The sequence below is a fragment of the Actinomadura mexicana genome (assembly GCF_900188105.1).
GTDB lineage: Bacteria > Actinomycetota > Actinomycetes > Streptosporangiales > Streptosporangiaceae > Spirillospora > Spirillospora mexicana.
In genome coordinates, this window is sequence record NZ_FZNP01000005.1 from 230,380 (window position 1) to 247,504 (window position 17,125).

Here is a 17,125-nt window from a genome sequence, read left to right on the forward strand (position 1 = left end):
CCTCGGCCGGGTGTCAGGACCGCCCGAGTCCGCGGTCGATCGCGACCCGCACGGGGGACGACGGCGGAAGCGGCCCCGCCGGGAACAGGGGCGGCTGCGCCATGAACCGGGGGGTGGTGCCCCGGTGCGCCTGCGCTGCGTGCACCAGGAACGGATGGCACAGGTACACGTCGCCCGCCCGCCCCGTGGCGGAGGCGAGCGGGCGGTGCTCGGTCGCCGGGACGGCCTTGGCCGCAAGGTCCATGAACGCGAGGCCCGCCTCCCCCGCGGGCTCCAGGATCGGCGGGACGTCCAGGTGGGAGCCGACGCGGATGCGGGTCGGCCCGTCGTCCTCCCCCACGTCGGAGAACAGGAACAGCATCAGCAGCGCCCGGCCCTTCGACGCGACGTTCACCCGGTAGGACATGAAGTCGGCCGGATCGTCGCCGGGGAAGCTCGCGTCGATGTGCCAGCCGTCGTCTCCGGGCGGCTGATCGCTGGGGAACCGCACCGGGAACGTGCCGAGGCCGCCGCGCGGCAGCCAGGCGCCCTTCCCGACGACGGCGTCGAACGCGGCGCGCAAGGGGCCGGTGTTCGCGGCTGCTCGGAACGGCTCCTCGGCGTGGTCGCCGAGGAGCACGACCGGGCGCGTCCACGTCGCGGGATCGTCGGGGTCGCAGCCGGTGTCGCGCCACAGGATGTCGCGGCAGGCGGCGGCCGACTCCCGGGAGAACGCCTGTTCCACCCGGACGTACCCGCGAGCGAGGAAGGAGTCGACGTCGATCATGGCGCCAGTGTCGCAGAGCCGCCGCAATGGACACCAGCGATTTACCGCCCCCCCCGGCTCACCCGCCCGGGGGCTACCTGCGGAGCACGTTCAGTTCGACGCCGCCGACGATCCGGCCGCGCAGCAGCTCGGCGAGGCGGTCGGAGACCCGCTGGACGGTGCCGCGCTCGTCGTGCCCGGGGACGACGGCGAACCGGACGGCGATCTCCGCGGAGGTGCCCTCGACGACGCGGACGCCGCTGACGGAGGGGTCGGAGCCGAACGCGGCCTCGACCACGGCGAGGATGTCGGGGTCCTCGTGGGGCGGCGGAACGGGGCGGCCGTCGGCGAGCAGGTGCAGGCGCAGCCCGTCCACGGCGAACGGGACCGGACCCGCCACGTCCACGACCAGGGCGTCCGCGCCCTCGTCGAGGGCGGCGCGGCAGGCGTCGCCGGCCCGCACCGCGACGGGGCGGGCGTCGGCGCGCCACGCCTTCATCGTCTCGGTGCAGGTGAAGCCGAGGACGCCGCGCCGCCCGTCGTCGCCGATCAGGGTGGGCAGCGCCATGTCGCTCGACTTCTCCCGCCGCAGCTCTCCGGGGGCGGCGGGCTCCTCCTCGGTGAGGACGGCGACGACCGGCACCAGCAGCCGCGCGCCCTGGAGCCGCCGCAGCACCGTGTGGACGCCGACGCGGCCGGACGCGTACCCGGCGAGCGCCTCGCACAACCGGGGATCGGCGCTTCCGTCGTCCCCGGGGAACTGCGGTTCGGGAATGGTCAGTCCGGACACGCCAGGAAGGCTATAACCTCCGGCGCCCACAAGGGGCTACTCCACGGATACTCTCCGCGTCCCCGGCGCCCTCAGCCGAGGTCGGCGATGGCCGCGACGGTACCGCCGCCGGACGGCCCCTGGTGCACGGCCGCGACCGACACGAACACCGCCGGGTCGCCGGTGACGGACGCGGCGACGCCGCCGACGCACGCCTTGATCTGCCGGTGCCAGTGCACGTCGGAGTCGTCCAGCATGATGTTGCGGCGGCCCCGGACCGAGCCGCCCGGGTCGGCCTCGCACTTGACGAACACGTTGACGAGCCGGTCGCCGAGGTCGCAGGTGCGGGGCCGTTCGGGCAGGTCCAGGCCCGTCGACCGGACGGCGTCCCAGATCCCGTCGGCGTCGAGCGCGTCCTTCATCACACCGTGCCCGGCCCGGTACCGGCCGCCGATGCCGCGCACGTTGCCGACGACCACGATCTGCGCCCGGTCCAGTTCCACGCCGGACGAGCACGACGCCACCGACGAGTACAGCGCCAGGTCCCGGTGGATCTGCTCGGCGGACGGCGCCTCGATCTCGCCGAGCGCGACGGCGATGCCGAGCGCGGTCGTGGAGTTGGAGATGTCCATCGACTTGAGGGTGTCCTCGGTGACCACGTCGCGGCCGCGGGCCTTCGCGTCGTTGATCGTGTCGAGGGTGAGCAGCGGCGTCTTGGTCTGCACGTAGTGGACGTCGGCCGGGTCGTCGATCCCGGCGGCCTTCATGGCCTCGCGGACGCCGGCGGCGACGGTCTCCACCATCGCGGGACGGCCGATGTCCTCGGGCAGGATGACCTCGCTCATCGCGACGCCGACCGACAGCCGCGGCTCGCCGGAGGCGGGGACGCGGGCGGGGTCGGCGGTCGCGAAGACGGTCGCGTGCGGGCTGAGCACCCCGTCCGTGCCGCCCGACCACACCAGCGGGACCCGCGCCACCTCGTCCGCCGTCCGGGTGCCCCTGGCGAGGAGCACCTCGCGGAACGCCCGGTCGGCCAGCAGCCGCGTGTAGTCGTTCACGCCGCCGTTCCCCTCGGTCTTGCCGACGACGGCCAGGACGCGGTCGGCCTCCAGGACGCCGTCGTCGATCAGCCGGGCCAGCCCGGACGCGTCGGTCACGCTCTCGATGGGGATCTTGCGGACTTCGATCGGATCGGGCACCGTCATCGCTCCTCACCTGCCGTGTCGACCGGTCTGTACCCCGGGTCACGGGACGGAAGCTAACCCGCGCGGCGGCCGCCGCTCACGGGCGAATTCCGCCCAACGAACGCCGTTTCTTCGGCAGGTTCCGGCGGTGCTCCACGGCGCACGTGCCGCGGGGGCCCCTCAGTGGAGGCGCGCGAGCCGGCTTACGGCCTCGTCGATGACCTCGTCCTTCTTGCAGAACGCGAACCGGACGAAGTGGGCGCCCGCCTCGGCGTGGTCGTAGAACACCTGGCTCGGGATCGCGACGACGCCCGCCTTCTCCGGCAGGGCGCGGGCCAGTTCCCTGCCGTCGGTGAAGCCGAGCGGGCGGATGTCGGCCTGCACGAAGTAAGTGCCCTGCGGACGGTAGGTCGTGAACCCGGCGGTTTCGAGGCCGGTGATGAGCCGGTCCCGCTTGGCCTGGAGCGAGCTGCGCAGCTCCTCCACCCACGGGATCTCGTTGCGCAGCGCGTACGCGGCGGCCCGCTGGTAGGGGGCGCTGACCGCGTAGGTGAGGAACTGCTTCACGGTCTGGACGGCCCGGATGTAGGGGGCGGGCGCCGTCACCCACCCGGTCTTCCATCCGGTGACGGAGAACGACTTGCCCGCGGACGACACCGACACCGTCCGCTCGCGCATGCCGTCGAGCGTCGCGAGCGGGATGTGCTCGGTCCCGTCGAACGTCAGGTACTCGTACACCTCGTCGGTGATCGCCACCAGGTCGCGCTCCCGGCAGACGTCCGCGATGGCCTCCAGCTCGTCCCGCGTGAACACGGTGCCGGCCGGGTTGTGCGGCGAGTTCACCAGGATCGCCCGGGTGCGCGGGCCGACGGCGGCGCGCAGCTCGTCCGGGTCGAAGGTGAAGCGCCCCTCCACCGGGCGCAGCGTGACGGGCCTGCGCACGGCCCCGGCGAGCGCGATCACGGCCGCGTAGGAGTCGTAGTACGGCTCGAACACGACGACCTCGTCGCCCGGCCCCGCCAGCGACAGCACCGACGCGGCGATCCCCTCGGTGGCCCCGACCGTCACGAACACCTCGGTCGCCGGATCGAACGACAGCCCGTACCGCTCCAGCCGCTGCGCCGCCACCGCCTCCCGGAGCTCGCCGAGCCCCGGGCCCGGCGGGTACTGGTTCGCACCCGCCCGGATCGCCTCGACGGCGACGTCCAGCATGGGTCGCGGACCATGGGAGTCCGGGAACCCCTGGCCGAGATTGATCGATCCCGTCGAGACGGCCAGTGCGGACATCTCGGCGAAGATGGTCTCGCCGAATCCCCGCATGCGCTCGACCAGTGGCTCACTCACGCGTCAAGGTTAGACGCCCGGCATCCCCGCGTGCGCGGGGAGCACGGCCCCGCCCCGTCGGGGAACCCCCGTCCGCGCGGAGAGCGCGGTTCTCCCGCATCTCGCCCTTCGGAGCGTGTCAGATCCAGCCCATGTCGATCGCGGCGCGGGCGGCGCGGATGCGGGTGGGTTCGCCCATCTTCGCCATGGCGGTGGACAGGTAATTGCGGACGGTGCCCTCGGACAGGTGCAGATCGGCCGCGATGCGGGCGGTCTCGGCGCCGGCCCCGGCGAGGCGCAGGACGTCGCGCTCGCGCTCGGAGAGCGGGTTGTCCCCGGCGGCCATCGCGCTGGCGGCCAGCTCGGCGTCCAGGTACCGGCCACCACCGTGGATCTTGCGGATGGCGCTGGCGAGCTCGTCGGTGGGGGCGTCCTTGGCGACGAAGCCGCGGACCCCGGCGGACATGGCGCGGCGCAGGTAGCCCGGGCGGCCGAAGCTCGTGAGGATGCACACCGCGCAGCGGGCGCCGGAGGCGTGCAGCTCCTCGGCGACGGCGAGGCCGTCCGCGCCCGGCATCTCGATGTCGAGGACGGCCACGTCCGGGTCGTGCGCGGCGACCGCGGCGGCGACCTGGTCGCCGCGGCCGACCTCGGCGACGACCTCCAGGTCGGACTCCAGTCCGAGGAGGGCGGCGACGGCGCCGCGGATGAGGTGCTCGTCGTCGGCGAGCAGGACGCGGATCACGCGGGCCTCCCGGCCGGGAGCGGCCGGCCGGCGTCCGTCCCGGGCCCGCTCCGACCGCCTCCCGCCGGACCGCCCCCGCCCGGCCCGTGCACGGGCGGGAGCGGGACGGCGGCGCGCAGCAGGAACCCGTCGCGGCCGTGCCGGCCCGCGGTGATCTCGCCGCCGAGCACGGCGACGCGTTCGGTGAGGCCGGTGAGGCCCGAGCCCGCGGCGGTCTCGGCGCCGCGGACGCCGTCGTTGCGCATCTCCAGGACCACGGAGTCACCGTAGGGGGCGTCGCCGGGACCGGAGTCGCCGTACACGCCGAGGCCGATCGCGCAGTTCCTCGCCTCGCTGTGCTTGATGACGTTGGTGGCGCCCTCGCGGATCACCCAGGCGAGCACCGAGCGGACCTCCGGCGGCAGGCCGTCCGGCAGGCGGCCGATCTCGCAGCGCACCCCGGCGGCCTCCAGCACGGCCCGGACCCCGGCCAGCTCGGCGTCCAGTTCGACGGCCCGGTAGCCGCGGACGGCGGCGCGGACCTCCCGGAGGGCCTCCCTCGCCGCGCGCTGGACGTCGGCCATCTCGGCGCCCGCCCGGCCGGGGTCGTCGCGCACCGTCCGCCTGGCCAGCTCGCTCTTCACCGCGATGAGGGACAGGCTGTGGCCGAGCAGATCGTGCAGGTCCCGGGAGAAGCGGAGCCGCTCCTCGGTGACCGCGAGCCGGGCGAGGGCGTCGCGGGCCGCGTAGGCCTCCTGGTGCAGCTCCCACATGCGCCGCTGGTACCGGTTGACGAACACGACGAACCCGCAGACCGCGGTGTACAGCGCGCACATCACCGGGAAGATCCCGTACCAGGGGGCGTCGCCCTCGGGGTACAGGCGCTCCGCGGCGAGCGTGGCGACCGCCCCGCAGTACGCGCCGGTGCCCGCGCACAGCGCGACGATCCGCCCCCGCCCCATCGGCAGCAGCACCACGGCCGAGACCCAGAAGACGGGGATGACGCTGAACCACGGGCCGGTGAGCATCATCAGGCTCAACGCGGCGGCGACGACGCCGCTGCCCACGACCACGCGCCTGGACACGGCGCCTTCGAGGCCCGCCCGGACGAGACGCGCGTAGCACCAGGCGAGCACCGCGAGCCCCGCGACGACCGCGACGAGGACGGGCACGCCGGCGTCGCCGTTGGTGTAGGCGTCTTCGAGCCCGCACAGGCTCGGCAGGATGAAGCCCACGGCGGCGAACATGAACGAGCGGTACGTCACCCGCCGGTACCGCTCCAGCTTGCGGGCGGCCTGTTCCTCGATGTCCGCCGTGGTCGCGACCGCCATGTCCTGGTTCCTCCTCGCATCGCACTGTAATGGTGGGTCCGCGGTGCGTCAGGCGCGGCGCGGCTCCCACCGGAACCAGCGGGTGGCCAGCACGCGGCCGAACACGCCCCAGAAGGCCAGGACGAGGAAGGGCCGGACGCAGCTGAGCCAGCCCTCGGCGAGGCCGACGGACGGGTGGCCGGGGCGGTGCACGAAGTCCTGGCCGAAGTACCCCGTCCGGACGATCTCCACGACCGGGCTGAGCGGGACCCACCGGCACGCCTCCCGGACCCAGCCGGGCAGGCCGTCCACCGGGAACATGACGCCGGCCCCGAGCATGCAGCCGAACATGATCGGCAGGACGGTGAGCTGCGCCAGCTCCGCGTTCGGGGTGATCCCCGAGACGGCGAACGCCAGCGTCGCGAACACGGCGGCGCCGCCCGCGAGCCCGGCCAGCACCAGGACGGGGTCGGCGGGGACCGTGCCGCCCATCGCGGCGCCGAGCAGGACCAGCAGCGCGACGGCCTGCACCGCGTACAGCGCGGCCGCGGTGAGGACGCTGCCCGCGGTGATCTCCGCGTCCGAGAGGGCGGTGCCGCGCAGCCGCTTGAGCGTGCGGTCCTCGCGGCGGGCGGTGAGCACGTTGACGAGGTTCATGAAGACGGCGAAGACCAGGAAGAACCCCAGGTGGCCGGTGCCCTGCAGGAGGGCGCCGTCCACGCCGTCGATCCTCTCGCCGCGGACCGGGAGGAGCATGGCCGCGAACAGGACCGGCAGGCCGGCGGCGGTGAACAGGGCCGTCCGGTTCCGCCAGAGCAGGGTGAGGTCGAGCCGGGCGACGCGCAGCACGGCGGTGGCGTTCATCGGGAGGCTCCTTCGGCGGTGCGCAGGAAGACGTCTTCGAGGGAGGCGCTGCGCGCCCGCAGGCCGTCCAGCCGGACGCCCTCCTCGTCGGCCCAGCGCAGCAGCTCGTAGAGCCCCGCCTGGAGCCCGGGGTCGTCGCCGTCGCGGGAAGGTACGGCGTAGGACGCGACGGCGTGCCCGCCCTCCACCCGGACGTCGGCGCGGACGCCCCGCAGAGGGGGCAGTTCGGCGACCTGGAGGCGCTGGGGCAGCCGGAAGTCGATGCGGTCGCCGTGCCCGGCGACGACGTCGGCGACCGTGCCGGTCGCCTCGATCCGGCCGCGGTGCAGGATCGCGAGCCGGTCGGCGAGGTGCTCGGCCTCCTCCAGGTAGTGGGTGGTGAGGAGCACGGCCGTGCCGCCGGCCACCACCTCCTTGACGATGTCCCAGGTCGCGCGCCGGGCCTCGGGGTCCATGCCGCTCGTCGGCTCGTCCAGGAACAGGACGTCGGGCCTGCCGAGCAGGGCCAGCGCGAGGTCGAGGCGGCGCTTCTGGCCGCCGGAGAGCTGCCGCACCCGAACGCCCGCCTTCTCGGCGAGGCCCGCCAGGGCGACGGCCTCGTCGCGCCCGCGCGCGGAGGGGGTGAAGCCGCGCCAGTGCTCGACGGTCTCGGCCACGGTGAGGTCGGCGAAGAAGCCGCCGTCCTGCAGCATGATGCCCATGCGCGGGCGGACCTTGCGGCGCTCGCGGTGCGGGTCGTGGCCGAGGACCCGGACCGTGCCCTCGTGAACGGTCCGGTGCCCCTCCAGCGTTTCGAGGGTGGTGGTCTTGCCCGCGCCGTTGGTGCCGAGCAGCGCGAACAGCTCCCCCGCCGCGACGTCGAACGAGATGCCGGCGACGGCCTCGAAGTCCCCGTAGCGCTGCCGGAGGCCGTCGACGCTGATGGCTGGGTCCGTCTTCATGCCTCCAGCGTCGCGACCGCGCGGGCGCCCCGGTAGAAGCGCGTGTCACCGGTTCCGGCGGCGCGCCGTCAGGTGATCGGCGTGACAGGTGTCAGACGTTCGCCCGCGACCTGGTCCGGCCCGTCCTCGCCGAGCTCCTCCCCTAGAGCTCGCTCAGGCGGGTCTTGACGACCTTGCCCATGGCGTTGCGGGGCAGGGAGGCGACCAGGTGGACGACGCGGGGCCGCTTGTGCACCGACAGGCGCTCGGCCACGAAGTCGGCGAGCTGCCTCTCCCCGACCCCGTCGGCGACGACGTAGGCGGTGACCTGCTCACCGAGGTCGTCGTGCGGAGTGCCGACGACGGCGGCCTCCCGCACGGCGGGGTGGGCGAGCAGCGCGTTCTCGACCTCGCCCGCGCCGATCCGGTAACCACCGCTCTTGATGAGGTCGGTGGACGCGCGCCCGACGATCCGGTGCCAGCCGTCCGGGCCGATCGTGGCGATGTCGCCGGTGCGGAAGAAGCCGTCCGGCGTGAACGACCTCGCGGTCGCCTCGGGCCGGTTGAGGTACCCCTGGAACAGCAGCGGCGCGCGGACGTGCAGCTCACCGGGAGTCTCCCCGTCCAGCGGGACCGCCGTGCCGTCCTCGGAGGCCAGGCGGGTCTCGACGCCGGGCAGCGGCGTGCCGACCTGGCCGGGGCGCCGGTCGCCCTCCGCGCGGGCGCTGATCGTGATGAGGGTCTCGGTCATCCCGTACCGCTCGACCGGGCGGTGCCCGGTGAGGGCCGAGAGCCGCTCGAAGACGGGCACGGGCAGCGGCGCGCTGCCGGAGACGAGCAGCCGCGCCCCGCGCAGGGCCTCGGCCGTCGACGGGTCCGCCGCCGTCCTCGACCAGACGGTGGGGACGCCGAAGAACAGGCTGCCGCCGTCGTCCTGCGCCGCCGCGGCGTACAGCTCCGGCTTGGGGCGCCCGGTGTGGACGAGGGGCGAACCGACCCGCAGGGGCCCGAGCACGCCGAGGACGAGCCCGTGCACGTGGAACAGCGGAAGCCCGTGGACCAGGACGTCGCCGGGCGTCCAGGCCCAGGCCTCGGCGAGGGCGTCGAGCCCGGCGGCGATGGCGCTCCGCGAGATCAGCACGCCCTTCGGCGCGCCCGTCGTCCCGCTCGTATAGAGGATCAGGGCGGTCGCGCCGGGAGAGACCTCCTCGTCCCCGCCGCTCCCGTGGCGCGGCAGCCAGTTGACCGGAAGGAGCGGCGGCTCCCTGCCGGAGACCTCCGTCCCTCCGTCCGCGAGGATCATGCTCGCGCCGGAGTCGCCGAGGATGTGCGCGCGCTCGGAGGGGCCGGAGTCGGGAGGCAGCGGCACCACGGGGACGCCCGCGAGGAGGCCGCCCACGACCGCCGCGACCGTCTCCAGGGACGCCGTGGCGTGCACGGCGACGGCGTCCGCGCCCCGGATCTCCGCGGCGACGGCGGACGCCCATCCGAGCAGCTCGTCGCGCGGCAGCTCCCGTCCGGCGATCCGCACCGGGCCGCCCGTCCCGCCGAGCAGATCCATCACTCGCCCCTCTCCTCGTTCTCCCGTTCGCCGAGCCAGGCCATGACCGCGCCGGTGTGCTCGCCGAGCAGCGGCGGCGCGGTGTGCTCGCGCGGCGGCGCGCCGTCGAAGCGCAGCGGCGGCCCCGGCAGCTCGATCGGGCCGAGCCGCGGGTGGTCCACCTCGATGACCAGGCCCTGCGAGCGGGTCTGCTCCCACTCGTACACCTCGTCGATCGACCGGATCGCCCCCGCCGGGACGCCCGCCTCGCCGAACCGCGCGAGCCAGGCGTCGCGCGTGCCGGTCGCGAGGACCCGCTCGATGTCGGCGGTCAGCTCGGCGCGCCGGCCCGCGCGGTCGGGGATCGTCGCGTAGCGGGCGTCGTCCGGGTCCAGGCCGACGATCGGCGCGAACCTGCGCCACAGGCTCTGGTTGGCGACGCCGATCTGGAGCTGCCCGTCCTCGCAGCGGAACGTCCCGTACGGGGCGATGGACGGGTGGTCGTTGCCGACCGACTCGGGGACCTCCCGGGCGACGGTCCAGCGGGTCCCCTGGAACATGTGGGCGCCCACCACCGACGCCAGCAGCGAGGTGCGGACGACGGTCCCGCGCCCGGTGCGGGTCCGCTCGTAGAGGGCGGCCAGCACGCCCGCGACGCCGTTGCCCGCGGCGAGGATGTCGGCGATCGACAGGCCGACCTTGCTCGGCGTGCCGGGCGGCCCCGTCACGCTCATGATGCCCGCCTCGCCCTGCACGATCGCGTCGTAGCCGGGCCGCCCGCCCTCGGGCCCGTCGTGCCCGAACCCGGTGATCGACAGGACGATCAGCGCCGGGTTCAGCTCGTGCAGCCGCTCCACGGGGAAGCCGAGCCGGTCGAGCACGCCGGTGCGGAAGTTCTCCACCAGCACGTCGGCGTGCCGGACGAGCCGGGCGAGGACGTCCCGGCCCTCGTCCGACTTCAGGTCGAGGGTGATCGACTCCTTGTTCCGGTTGATCGACAGGTAGTAGGTGCTCACCTGGTCCGCGCCCGCGAACGGCGGGCCCCAGCCCCGGGTCTCGTCGCCGGCCCCGGGCTGCTCGACCTTGATCACGCGGGCGCCGAGGTCGGCGAGCGCCATCGTGGCCTGCGGGCCCGCCACGACGCGGCTGAGGTCGACGATCACGACGCCTTCGAGCGGTCCGGGCAACGGACGTTCTCCTTCTGCGGGCTCTGGGGGGCGGCTCCGTCCGGGCGGCTGCTCCCCGGGGGCCGGTACCTGGAAGTATGCCGTCCGTGCCGCAGTCTGCCGCGTCGTCCCCCGGTGGGGCCCGCTCCAGCGTGACCTACCCCGCGCTCGCCGCGCGGCTGCTCGCGCTGCCGCCGTCCTGCGGCCCGGTGCGGATCGTCGCGGTGGACGGCCCGAGCGGCGCGGGCAAGTCCACGTTCGCGGGCCACCTGGCGGAGGTCCTGGTCGGCGCCCCGGTCGTCCGGTCGGACGATTTCCGGGTGCCGTGGGACGCCGACCCGCTCACCTGGTGGCGCCCGCTGCGGCACGCGGTGCTCGGCCCGCTGCGGGACGGGCGCCCCGCCGTGCTGCGCCGCTACGACTGGCACCACGACCGCTACGGCCCCGAGGAGAGCATCCCGCCCGCGCCCGTCCTGATCATCGAGGGTGTGGGCTCCGCCTGGGCGAAGGCGCCCGCCGCGTACCGGATCTGGATCGACGCGCCGTACGGCCTGCGCCGCGCCCGCGCCCTCGACCGGGACGGCCCCGAGTACGCCGGGGCCTGGGAGGACTGGGCCGTCCGCGAGCAGGACCACTTCACCGCCGACGCCACCGTCGACCGCTGCGACCTCCTCGTGGACGGCACCGCCTTCACCCCGCACCGCTTCACGGTCCACCCCCGGAACGCCGGAAGACCGGTCCCCGAGGCTTAGAGGAAACGGCGGAGGGGCGTGATCGACGCCTCCTTGGCGCGCTGCGTCACCGAACGCCGGGCCCACCGCGCGTGGTCGACCCGCTCGCTGCGGGTCAGGTCATCGTCGAAATGGGCGTCCAGGGTCGCGGTCAGATCTTCGTCGATCACGGCGAGCATGACCTCCTCGTCGTGGTCCATCGACCGCCGGTTGAAGTTCGTGGACCCGATGAGCGAGACCATTCCGTCCATGGTGAGGATTTTCGTGTGCAGCATCGACGGCTGGAACTGGTGAATGCGCACACCGCACTTCAAAAGGTCCTCATAATGGCGCTGGCTCGCCAGTCGGCTCACGCGCTTGTCGGCGTGCGGGCCGGGGAGGAGCATTTCCACCTCGACACCGCGCGCGACGGTCTCGCACAGCAGATCGACGAAGTAGTCGTCGGGGGCGAAATAGGCGGAGGCCACTCGCAGCCGCCGCTCGGCCAACTGGAGGACGACGCGGAGGAGGGTCTGCATGTCCTGCCAGCCGACGCTGGCCGACCCCCGCACCACCTGCACCACGGCGTCCCCGGCCGGTTCATGGCCGGTGAAACTGTCGCGGTCGTCGAACAGGACTTCGTGGCACTCGGCCCAGTTCTGCGCGAACGCGGCCGCGATACCGTCCACCGCGGGCCCGCGGACCTGGAAATGGCTGTCGCGCCACTCGCTCTCGTCGCGGGCGTCGCCGCCCCACTCCTCGGCGATGCCGACCCCTCCGGTGAAGGCCACCTGCTCGTCCACCACCAGCACCTTCCGGTGGCAGCGGTGGTTCTGCTTGAACGGCGACACGTACACGGGCTTGCGGAACCAGGCGACCGTCACGCCCGCCCGCTCCATCTGCTCCACCAGGTCCTTCTCGATCTGCCAGGCGCCGATGCCGTCCAGGAGCAACCGGACCCGCACCCCGTCGCGGGCGCGCTCGGACAACGCGTCGGCGAACCGGTGGGCGATGTCCCCGCGCCAGTACACGTAGGTCATCATGTCGATGGTGCGACGCGCTCCGGCGATCTCCTCCAGCATCCGCGGGAAGATCTCGTCCCCGTTGCGCAGGGGCGTCACGGCGTTGCCCTCCGTCGCCGCCACACCGATCAGCCGCTCCAGGGCGCGGCGGATCCGGTGCGCGCGGTCGTCGGACGCAGAGGCGAGCAGGTCGTCTCCGGGGGGCGTCGGCTCCTGCTGCGACACGGTCATCTGCTGTCTTCTCCTCACGCCAAGGCCGGCGACCGACGGACTCGTGCGGTCACTCCGAAAGCACGAAAGCGATCGCCGCTCGGCCGAGATGCGTCCCCCCGGATTCGCGTTTCATGCCGCCGCGCCGTGCTCTGAGAGCGAATGCACATCATTTCCCGCCACCCGATGCACGCATCCGAATACCGAGCGTACCGCCGCCCGGCCATGGTCCTCACCGCGCCACTGAAAGGTGCCCGGCCAGGAAGACCAGCCACCCGGAAACCGGAACGAAATGCGAACCGTCCCCGCCGGGCGCGGCCGTCGAGCCCCCGCCTTTCAAGATCAGCAGTGGCGGCCCACCCACAGGACGGTCAGCGTGATCACCGCGCCTCCGGCGGCTCCGGACGCGCCCTGGACGGCGGCGATGAGGGCGAGGCGGGCGAGGCGGCGCAGGAGCAGACGGTCGAACACGGTGGTCTCCCTTCGGCGGGCCCCGGTCCTCGTCGCCGGGGCGCTGCCTGAAGTGGGCCCGTCCGGCCGGTTATCCGGATCGCCCCGAACGCCGGGGCGACCGCGGGCATAGTGGACTGCCGGCCCGGCGGGGAATATCCGGAGGACCTCCGATCCGGACGGGAGGGGAGCTTCGTGGGCGAGCCGACAGACGCGACCGGCCGGTACGCGGCGGCGCTGCGCCGACTCCACGAAGCGGCCGGGTCACCGACCGGCGGGGCCATCGAACGGCAGGCGGCGGCCCAGCTCCCCCCGCGGAAGATCACTCCCCAGTCGTGGAGCGACTGGCGCAACGGCCGGAACGTACCGTCCCAGCAGGCCGTCGCCGCCTTTCTCATCGGCCACCTGCGCAACCTGGCGCGGCGGCGCGGCGCGGACCGGGGCGTGCCCTCGGACCAGTGGTGGGAGGAGACGCGCAGGGCCGCGCTGGCCGAGCGCCGCAGTGGGCCCGGTCGTGGCGGACGCCCCGCACAGGCGCACCCCACCGTGTTCCCGGGCCTGGTCAGGGAGGCGACGCTGCGGATAGACCGGGAGACCGTCTCGTACGGGCACGCCGGTGAGGTCCCGCTCGCCGAGCACCCGCGCCGGGAGGCCGACCACGGCCTTGAGGGCCTGCTGTGGCGTCTGGCCCGAGCACGGGCACGCGGGACCACCGGCACCGTGGTCCGGCAGGACGCCCTGGTCCGCGAGACGGGCCGGAAACTGGGCTCGGTCTTCCTCGACGGCCCCGCGGGAGATGCGCTGGCCGCCGGGTCTGCGACCGCGGCGCGGGAACGGAGCGTCCTCCGCCTGGGCGTCGACGTGGCCGAGGATCTCTTCGACCTGCCCTGGGAGACGCTGGTCCTGCCCGGCCATGACCTCCCCCTCGTACTGACCCCCGGGGTCGAGATGCACCGGCTCGTTCCGGGGCCGCCCGCGGCGCGCACGGCGACGGCCGCCCCGCTGCGGATCCTGGCGGTCGTGGCGAGTCCCGACGGGCAGGACGGCGGCGCACTGCTCGACATGGAGCGGGAACTGCGAACCATCCTGGACGCCGTGGAGCCGGCGAAACGGCATGCGGCCGCGTACGTGCGCGTCCTCAACGAGGGGACGCTGGCCTCGGTTCACGAGGCGCTCCGCCAGGAGCGGTTCCACGTCCTGCACATCTCGTGCCATGCCCGGCCAGGCTTTCTCGCCCTGGAGGACAGGAACGGCCGGGTCGACACGGTGTCCGCCGCGAGGCTCGCCGAAGCCGTCCCGCGCGGCGGCGAGGTCCCGCTGATCGTCCTGTCCGGATGCTCCACGGCCCTCGGCGGGGAGGTGGTCACGGGACTCGCCCGGGGGCTGGTCGACGCGGGCATGCCCATGGTGCTCGCGATGACGGCGCCCGTCTCCGACCAGTACGCCACCCGGCTCGCCGCGGCGCTCTACCGGGGGCTCGCCCTGCACCCGCGCCCCGAGGTGCCGGCCGCCCTGTCGGAAGCCAGGCGCGAGCTGACCGAAGGCCGCGACTCGGGCGAGTGGGCGACCTCCGCGTTGTTCATGCGCGGCCCGTCCCGGCCGCTCTACGACGTCGCCCACGGGGTGGACACCGGTGTCGCCCCGCCCCGGCCCGTACTCCTCGATCCCGCGGTCGTCGTCCGGGGCACCGGCGAGTTCGTCGGACGTCGCACCGAGATCCGAACCCTGCTGAGGGCGTTGCGGGGCGGGTCCCCCGGCGTGCTGATCCAGGGGCTCGGCGGAGTCGGCAAGACCGTCCTGGCGGCGGAGCTCGTGTCCCGGCTCGGCGCGGAGGCGGGGCTGGTCGTCTCGACGTCCGGCCGGACCAGCCCCGATCAGATCCTGGCGGAGACCGCCGGCCGGCTCCTGGCCTCCACGGCACGGGACGGGGACGGGGCCGCGCCCCTGCGGAACCTGGCCGGCTTCATCGAAGGGCCCGCCAACGACATCGGCGGATCATGGCGGGTCAGGCTCGGCGCGCTCGCCGGCCTGATCGGCGAGTCGCCGGTCACCCTGCTGCTCGACAACTTCGAGGAGAACCTCGTCTCGGCCACCGAGCACTCCTTCCTGGACGAGGAGCTCGCCGCTTTCATGGCCGCTTGGACGTCGGCCGGGGGGCGCCTGATCGTCACCTGCCGGTACCCCGTCGACCTTCCCGGCGGGGCACTGCGCACCCTCCACCTCGGGCCGCTGCTCCTCGCCGAGGCGCGCAAGCTCATGTGGCGGCTGCCCGGCCTGGACGCCCTTCCGATCGAGGACAGGCAGCGGGCGTGGGCGAACGTGGGCGGCCATCCGAGGACGCTGGAGTACGTCGACGCGCTCCTCAGGTCGGGCCGGGCGAACTTCCCGGACATCACGCGCCGCTTGGAAGCCCTGCCGCCCCGGTCTCCGGAGGCCGGCCGCCCCGGGGCCGCACCGAACACCGCGGGCCCGAGCCTCGACACCGCGATGGCGGAGGCCATCACGCTCGCGGTCGCCGAAACGCTGCTGAGCGACCTCGTCGACTCGCTCGACCCGCTCGCCCAGATCGTCCTGGCCGGCGCGTCGGTCTTCCGGCTCCCCTGCACCCGGGCCGGCCTGGCCTGGCTGTGCAGCCCGCCGGAGAACGAGCGCGACACGATCGTGGCGCACCACTCCGGACTCCTGGAGGAGCTCCGCAGGGAGCGGCCCGACGCGGAACTCGAAGACCTCGGACTGACCCCCGAGGAAACCGGCCAGATCCGCTCGATGATGACGGGGGCCATCAGCCTTCCCCAGGGCCCTGCCGGGCTGGACCAGGCGATCCGGTCGCTGGTCGACCTCAGTCTCGTCGTGCGCATCGAGACCGACGAACCTTCGCAGGCCCTCTATCTGACGCACCGGTGGACCGCGTCCACCCTGCAGCGGCTCCTGGCGGACGGCGACTCCACCGATCTCGTACGGAGGGCCCATCTGGCGGCCACCGGATACTGGTGGGCCGTGGGCCACCACGAACCGATCAGAGAGGTCGCCTGGCTGGAGAAGAGGCACCATCTCCACGCGGCGGGCGACCTCGACGGAGCGCTGTCGGCAACGGGCGATCTCGCCATCCGCCTGCGGCACAGGGGCGCGCACGCTCTGGCGGGATCCCTGCTGCTGGAGACGCTCGGCTGGTTCCCGGAACCGGACCTCCGGCGGGCGAAGACCCTAGATGCCCTCTCGCTGAACGCCGAGGACCTGGACGACCTCACGAAGGCGCGAGACTTCACCGAGGAGTCTCGCGAGATCAACGAGCGGGAGGACGACCGCGAGGGTCTCCTCGCCAATTTCCACCGGCTCGCCCGGCTCACCAGGATGCAGGGTGACTACGAAGAGGCGGCCCGGTGGAACGACAGGAGCCGGGATCTGGCGGAGGACCTGAACGACCGGTACATGCTGGCCAACACCTACCACGAGTCCAGTCTTCTCGCCGAGCACCGGGCCTCGTTCGAGGATGCCCTGACCTGGGCCCGGCGCGCCCTGGACCTCCGGCTCGCCATCGACGACCGGCGCGGAGTGGGGGCGAGCCACCACCTGCTCGGTGTCATCACCCATCAGCAGCGTGCGCTCGACAGCGCGCACGGCTGGTTCCAGAAAGCCCTGGACGTCGCCCTGACCTCCGGCTACCGCTCCGACGAGGCGGTCGCCTACCACGAGCTAGGCCTGATCGCCCAGGAACGGGGCGACCTCGACGGCGCGGTGACGTGGACGCGCAAGGGCGTCGTCCTGAACGAGCAGATCGGCGGCAGGACGAATCTCTCCGCCGGTTACTACCAGCTCGGGAGCATCGCCTTCACACGGGAGGAACCCGACGAGGCCCTGCACTGGTTCACTCGGTCGCTCGCCCTGTCGGACCAGGCCGGCGACCAGATGGGCTCCGCGGACACCCGACTCGCCCTCGGCGTGCTCGCCGAGGCCCGGGGCGCACTCGACGAGGCGTACGACCTGTTCGCGCAGGCCCATGCGACATACGAGGCCCTCGGCCACGCGCCCCGGGCCGCCGGGACCGCAGCGGACCTGGCCCGCGTCGTGGCCGCGAGGCAGAGCCGTGATGCCGGGCAGGCCACGCGCTGAAGCGCGACGCGATGTTCACCGACCTGATCAAGACCGGACCCGGCGTCCAGGCACAGGTGTCCGACGGCACCTGACGCA

Annotated in this window: 14 protein-coding genes; 2 read left to right on the forward strand and 12 right to left on the reverse strand. The window is 73.8% G+C overall.

The genetic code is table 11. The features are described from left to right. Positions 1-13: 13 nt before the first annotated feature. The 10 genes from CHC11_RS15025 to CHC11_RS15070 all read right to left on the reverse strand — a co-directional run bounded on the left by CHC11_RS15025 (position 14) and on the right by CHC11_RS15070 (position 10,566). Positions 14-766 (reverse strand): phytanoyl-CoA dioxygenase family protein, encoded by a 753-nt coding sequence (locus CHC11_RS15025; protein ID WP_089312328.1) that lies wholly within the window; start codon positions 764-766, stop codon positions 14-16. Between the two features lie 73 nt (positions 767-839). Beyond that, positions 840-1,535, reverse strand: a complete 696-nt coding sequence (locus CHC11_RS15030) for an SseB family protein (protein WP_089312329.1) — start codon at positions 1,533-1,535, stop codon at positions 840-842. A gap of 71 nt (positions 1,536-1,606) precedes the next feature. After that, on the reverse strand, positions 1,607-2,719 hold the full coding sequence (bar, locus tag CHC11_RS15035; protein WP_245919235.1) for a barbiturase: 1,113 nt from the start codon (positions 2,717-2,719) through the stop codon (positions 1,607-1,609). A gap of 159 nt (positions 2,720-2,878) precedes the next feature. After that, positions 2,879-4,042, reverse strand: coding sequence for a pyridoxal phosphate-dependent aminotransferase (locus CHC11_RS15040; RefSeq protein ID WP_089312330.1), 1,164 nt, complete (start codon positions 4,040-4,042; stop codon positions 2,879-2,881). Positions 4,043-4,160: 118 nt separating this feature from the next. Continuing rightward, positions 4,161-4,766 (reverse strand): response regulator transcription factor, encoded by a 606-nt coding sequence (locus CHC11_RS15045; RefSeq protein ID WP_089312331.1) that lies wholly within the window; start codon positions 4,764-4,766, stop codon positions 4,161-4,163. Further along, the gene (locus CHC11_RS15050; RefSeq protein WP_089312332.1) at positions 4,763-6,076 is read right to left on the reverse strand and encodes a sensor histidine kinase; all 1,314 of its coding nucleotides are present in this window, start codon (positions 6,074-6,076) and stop codon (positions 4,763-4,765) included. The genes CHC11_RS15045 and CHC11_RS15050 overlap by 4 nt, the downstream gene beginning before the upstream one ends. Before the next feature lie 48 nt (positions 6,077-6,124). Further along, positions 6,125-6,919, reverse strand: coding sequence for an ABC transporter permease (locus CHC11_RS15055; RefSeq protein WP_089312333.1), 795 nt, complete (start codon positions 6,917-6,919; stop codon positions 6,125-6,127). Beyond that, the gene (locus tag CHC11_RS15060; RefSeq protein WP_089312334.1) at positions 6,916-7,860 is read right to left on the reverse strand and encodes an ABC transporter ATP-binding protein; all 945 of its coding nucleotides are present in this window, start codon (positions 7,858-7,860) and stop codon (positions 6,916-6,918) included. The genes CHC11_RS15055 and CHC11_RS15060 overlap by 4 nt, the downstream gene beginning before the upstream one ends. A 142-nt stretch (positions 7,861-8,002) precedes the next feature. Beyond that, positions 8,003-9,400 carry an acyl-CoA synthetase gene (locus CHC11_RS15065; RefSeq protein ID WP_089312335.1) on the reverse strand — a complete coding sequence of 466 codons (1,398 nt, stop codon included), beginning with the start codon at positions 9,398-9,400 and terminating at the stop codon, positions 8,003-8,005. Then, a complete protein-coding gene (locus tag CHC11_RS15070; protein WP_089312336.1) occupies positions 9,400-10,566 on the reverse strand; it encodes a CaiB/BaiF CoA transferase family protein in 1,167 nt (388 codons plus the stop codon). Before CHC11_RS15070 ends, CHC11_RS15065 begins: the two co-directional genes overlap by 1 nt. 86 nt (positions 10,567-10,652) lie before the next feature. On the opposite strand from CHC11_RS15070, the gene CHC11_RS15075 reads away from it, so the two are divergent. Continuing rightward, on the forward strand, positions 10,653-11,297 hold the full coding sequence (locus tag CHC11_RS15075; RefSeq protein WP_179278857.1) for a uridine kinase family protein: 645 nt from the start codon (positions 10,653-10,655) through the stop codon (positions 11,295-11,297). On the opposite strand, the gene CHC11_RS15080 is transcribed toward CHC11_RS15075, so the two are convergent. Together CHC11_RS15080 and CHC11_RS43430 are read right to left on the reverse strand one after the other, a co-directional pair. After that, a complete protein-coding gene (locus CHC11_RS15080; RefSeq protein ID WP_089312337.1) occupies positions 11,294-12,508 on the reverse strand; it encodes a phospholipase D-like domain-containing protein in 1,215 nt (404 codons plus the stop codon). The two genes, CHC11_RS15075 and CHC11_RS15080, sit on opposite strands and share 4 nt — an antisense overlap. Positions 12,509-12,829: 321 nt before the next feature. Beyond that, complete coding sequence (locus CHC11_RS43430) at positions 12,830-12,958, reverse strand: hypothetical protein (protein WP_281258322.1); 129 nt, start codon at positions 12,956-12,958, stop codon at positions 12,830-12,832. 174 nt (positions 12,959-13,132) lie between these two features. Between CHC11_RS43430 and CHC11_RS15085 the strand changes: the two genes are divergently transcribed. Continuing rightward, a complete protein-coding gene (locus tag CHC11_RS15085) occupies positions 13,133-17,047 on the forward strand; it encodes a CHAT domain-containing protein (protein ID WP_143227071.1) in 3,915 nt (1,304 codons plus the stop codon). Positions 17,048-17,125 lie beyond the last annotated feature (78 nt).

Coding starts and splice junctions, on each gene's coding strand:
- CHC11_RS15055 (WP_089312333.1), bottom strand. CDS start 6,919: ATGAACGCCACCGCCGTGCTGCGCGTCGCCCGGCTCGACCTCACCCTG.
- CHC11_RS15060 (WP_089312334.1), bottom strand. CDS start 7,860: ATGAAGACGGACCCAGCCATCAGCGTCGACGGCCTCCGGCAGCGCTAC.
- CHC11_RS15065 (WP_089312335.1), bottom strand. CDS start 9,400: ATGGATCTGCTCGGCGGGACGGGCGGCCCGGTGCGGATCGCCGGACGG.
- CHC11_RS15050 (WP_089312332.1), bottom strand. CDS start 6,076: ATGGCGGTCGCGACCACGGCGGACATCGAGGAACAGGCCGCCCGCAAG.
- bar (WP_245919235.1), bottom strand. CDS start 2,719: ATGACGGTGCCCGATCCGATCGAAGTCCGCAAGATCCCCATCGAGAGC.
- CHC11_RS15025 (WP_089312328.1), bottom strand. CDS start 766: ATGATCGACGTCGACTCCTTCCTCGCTCGCGGGTACGTCCGGGTGGAA.
- CHC11_RS15080 (WP_089312337.1), bottom strand. CDS start 12,508: ATGACCGTGTCGCAGCAGGAGCCGACGCCCCCCGGAGACGACCTGCTC.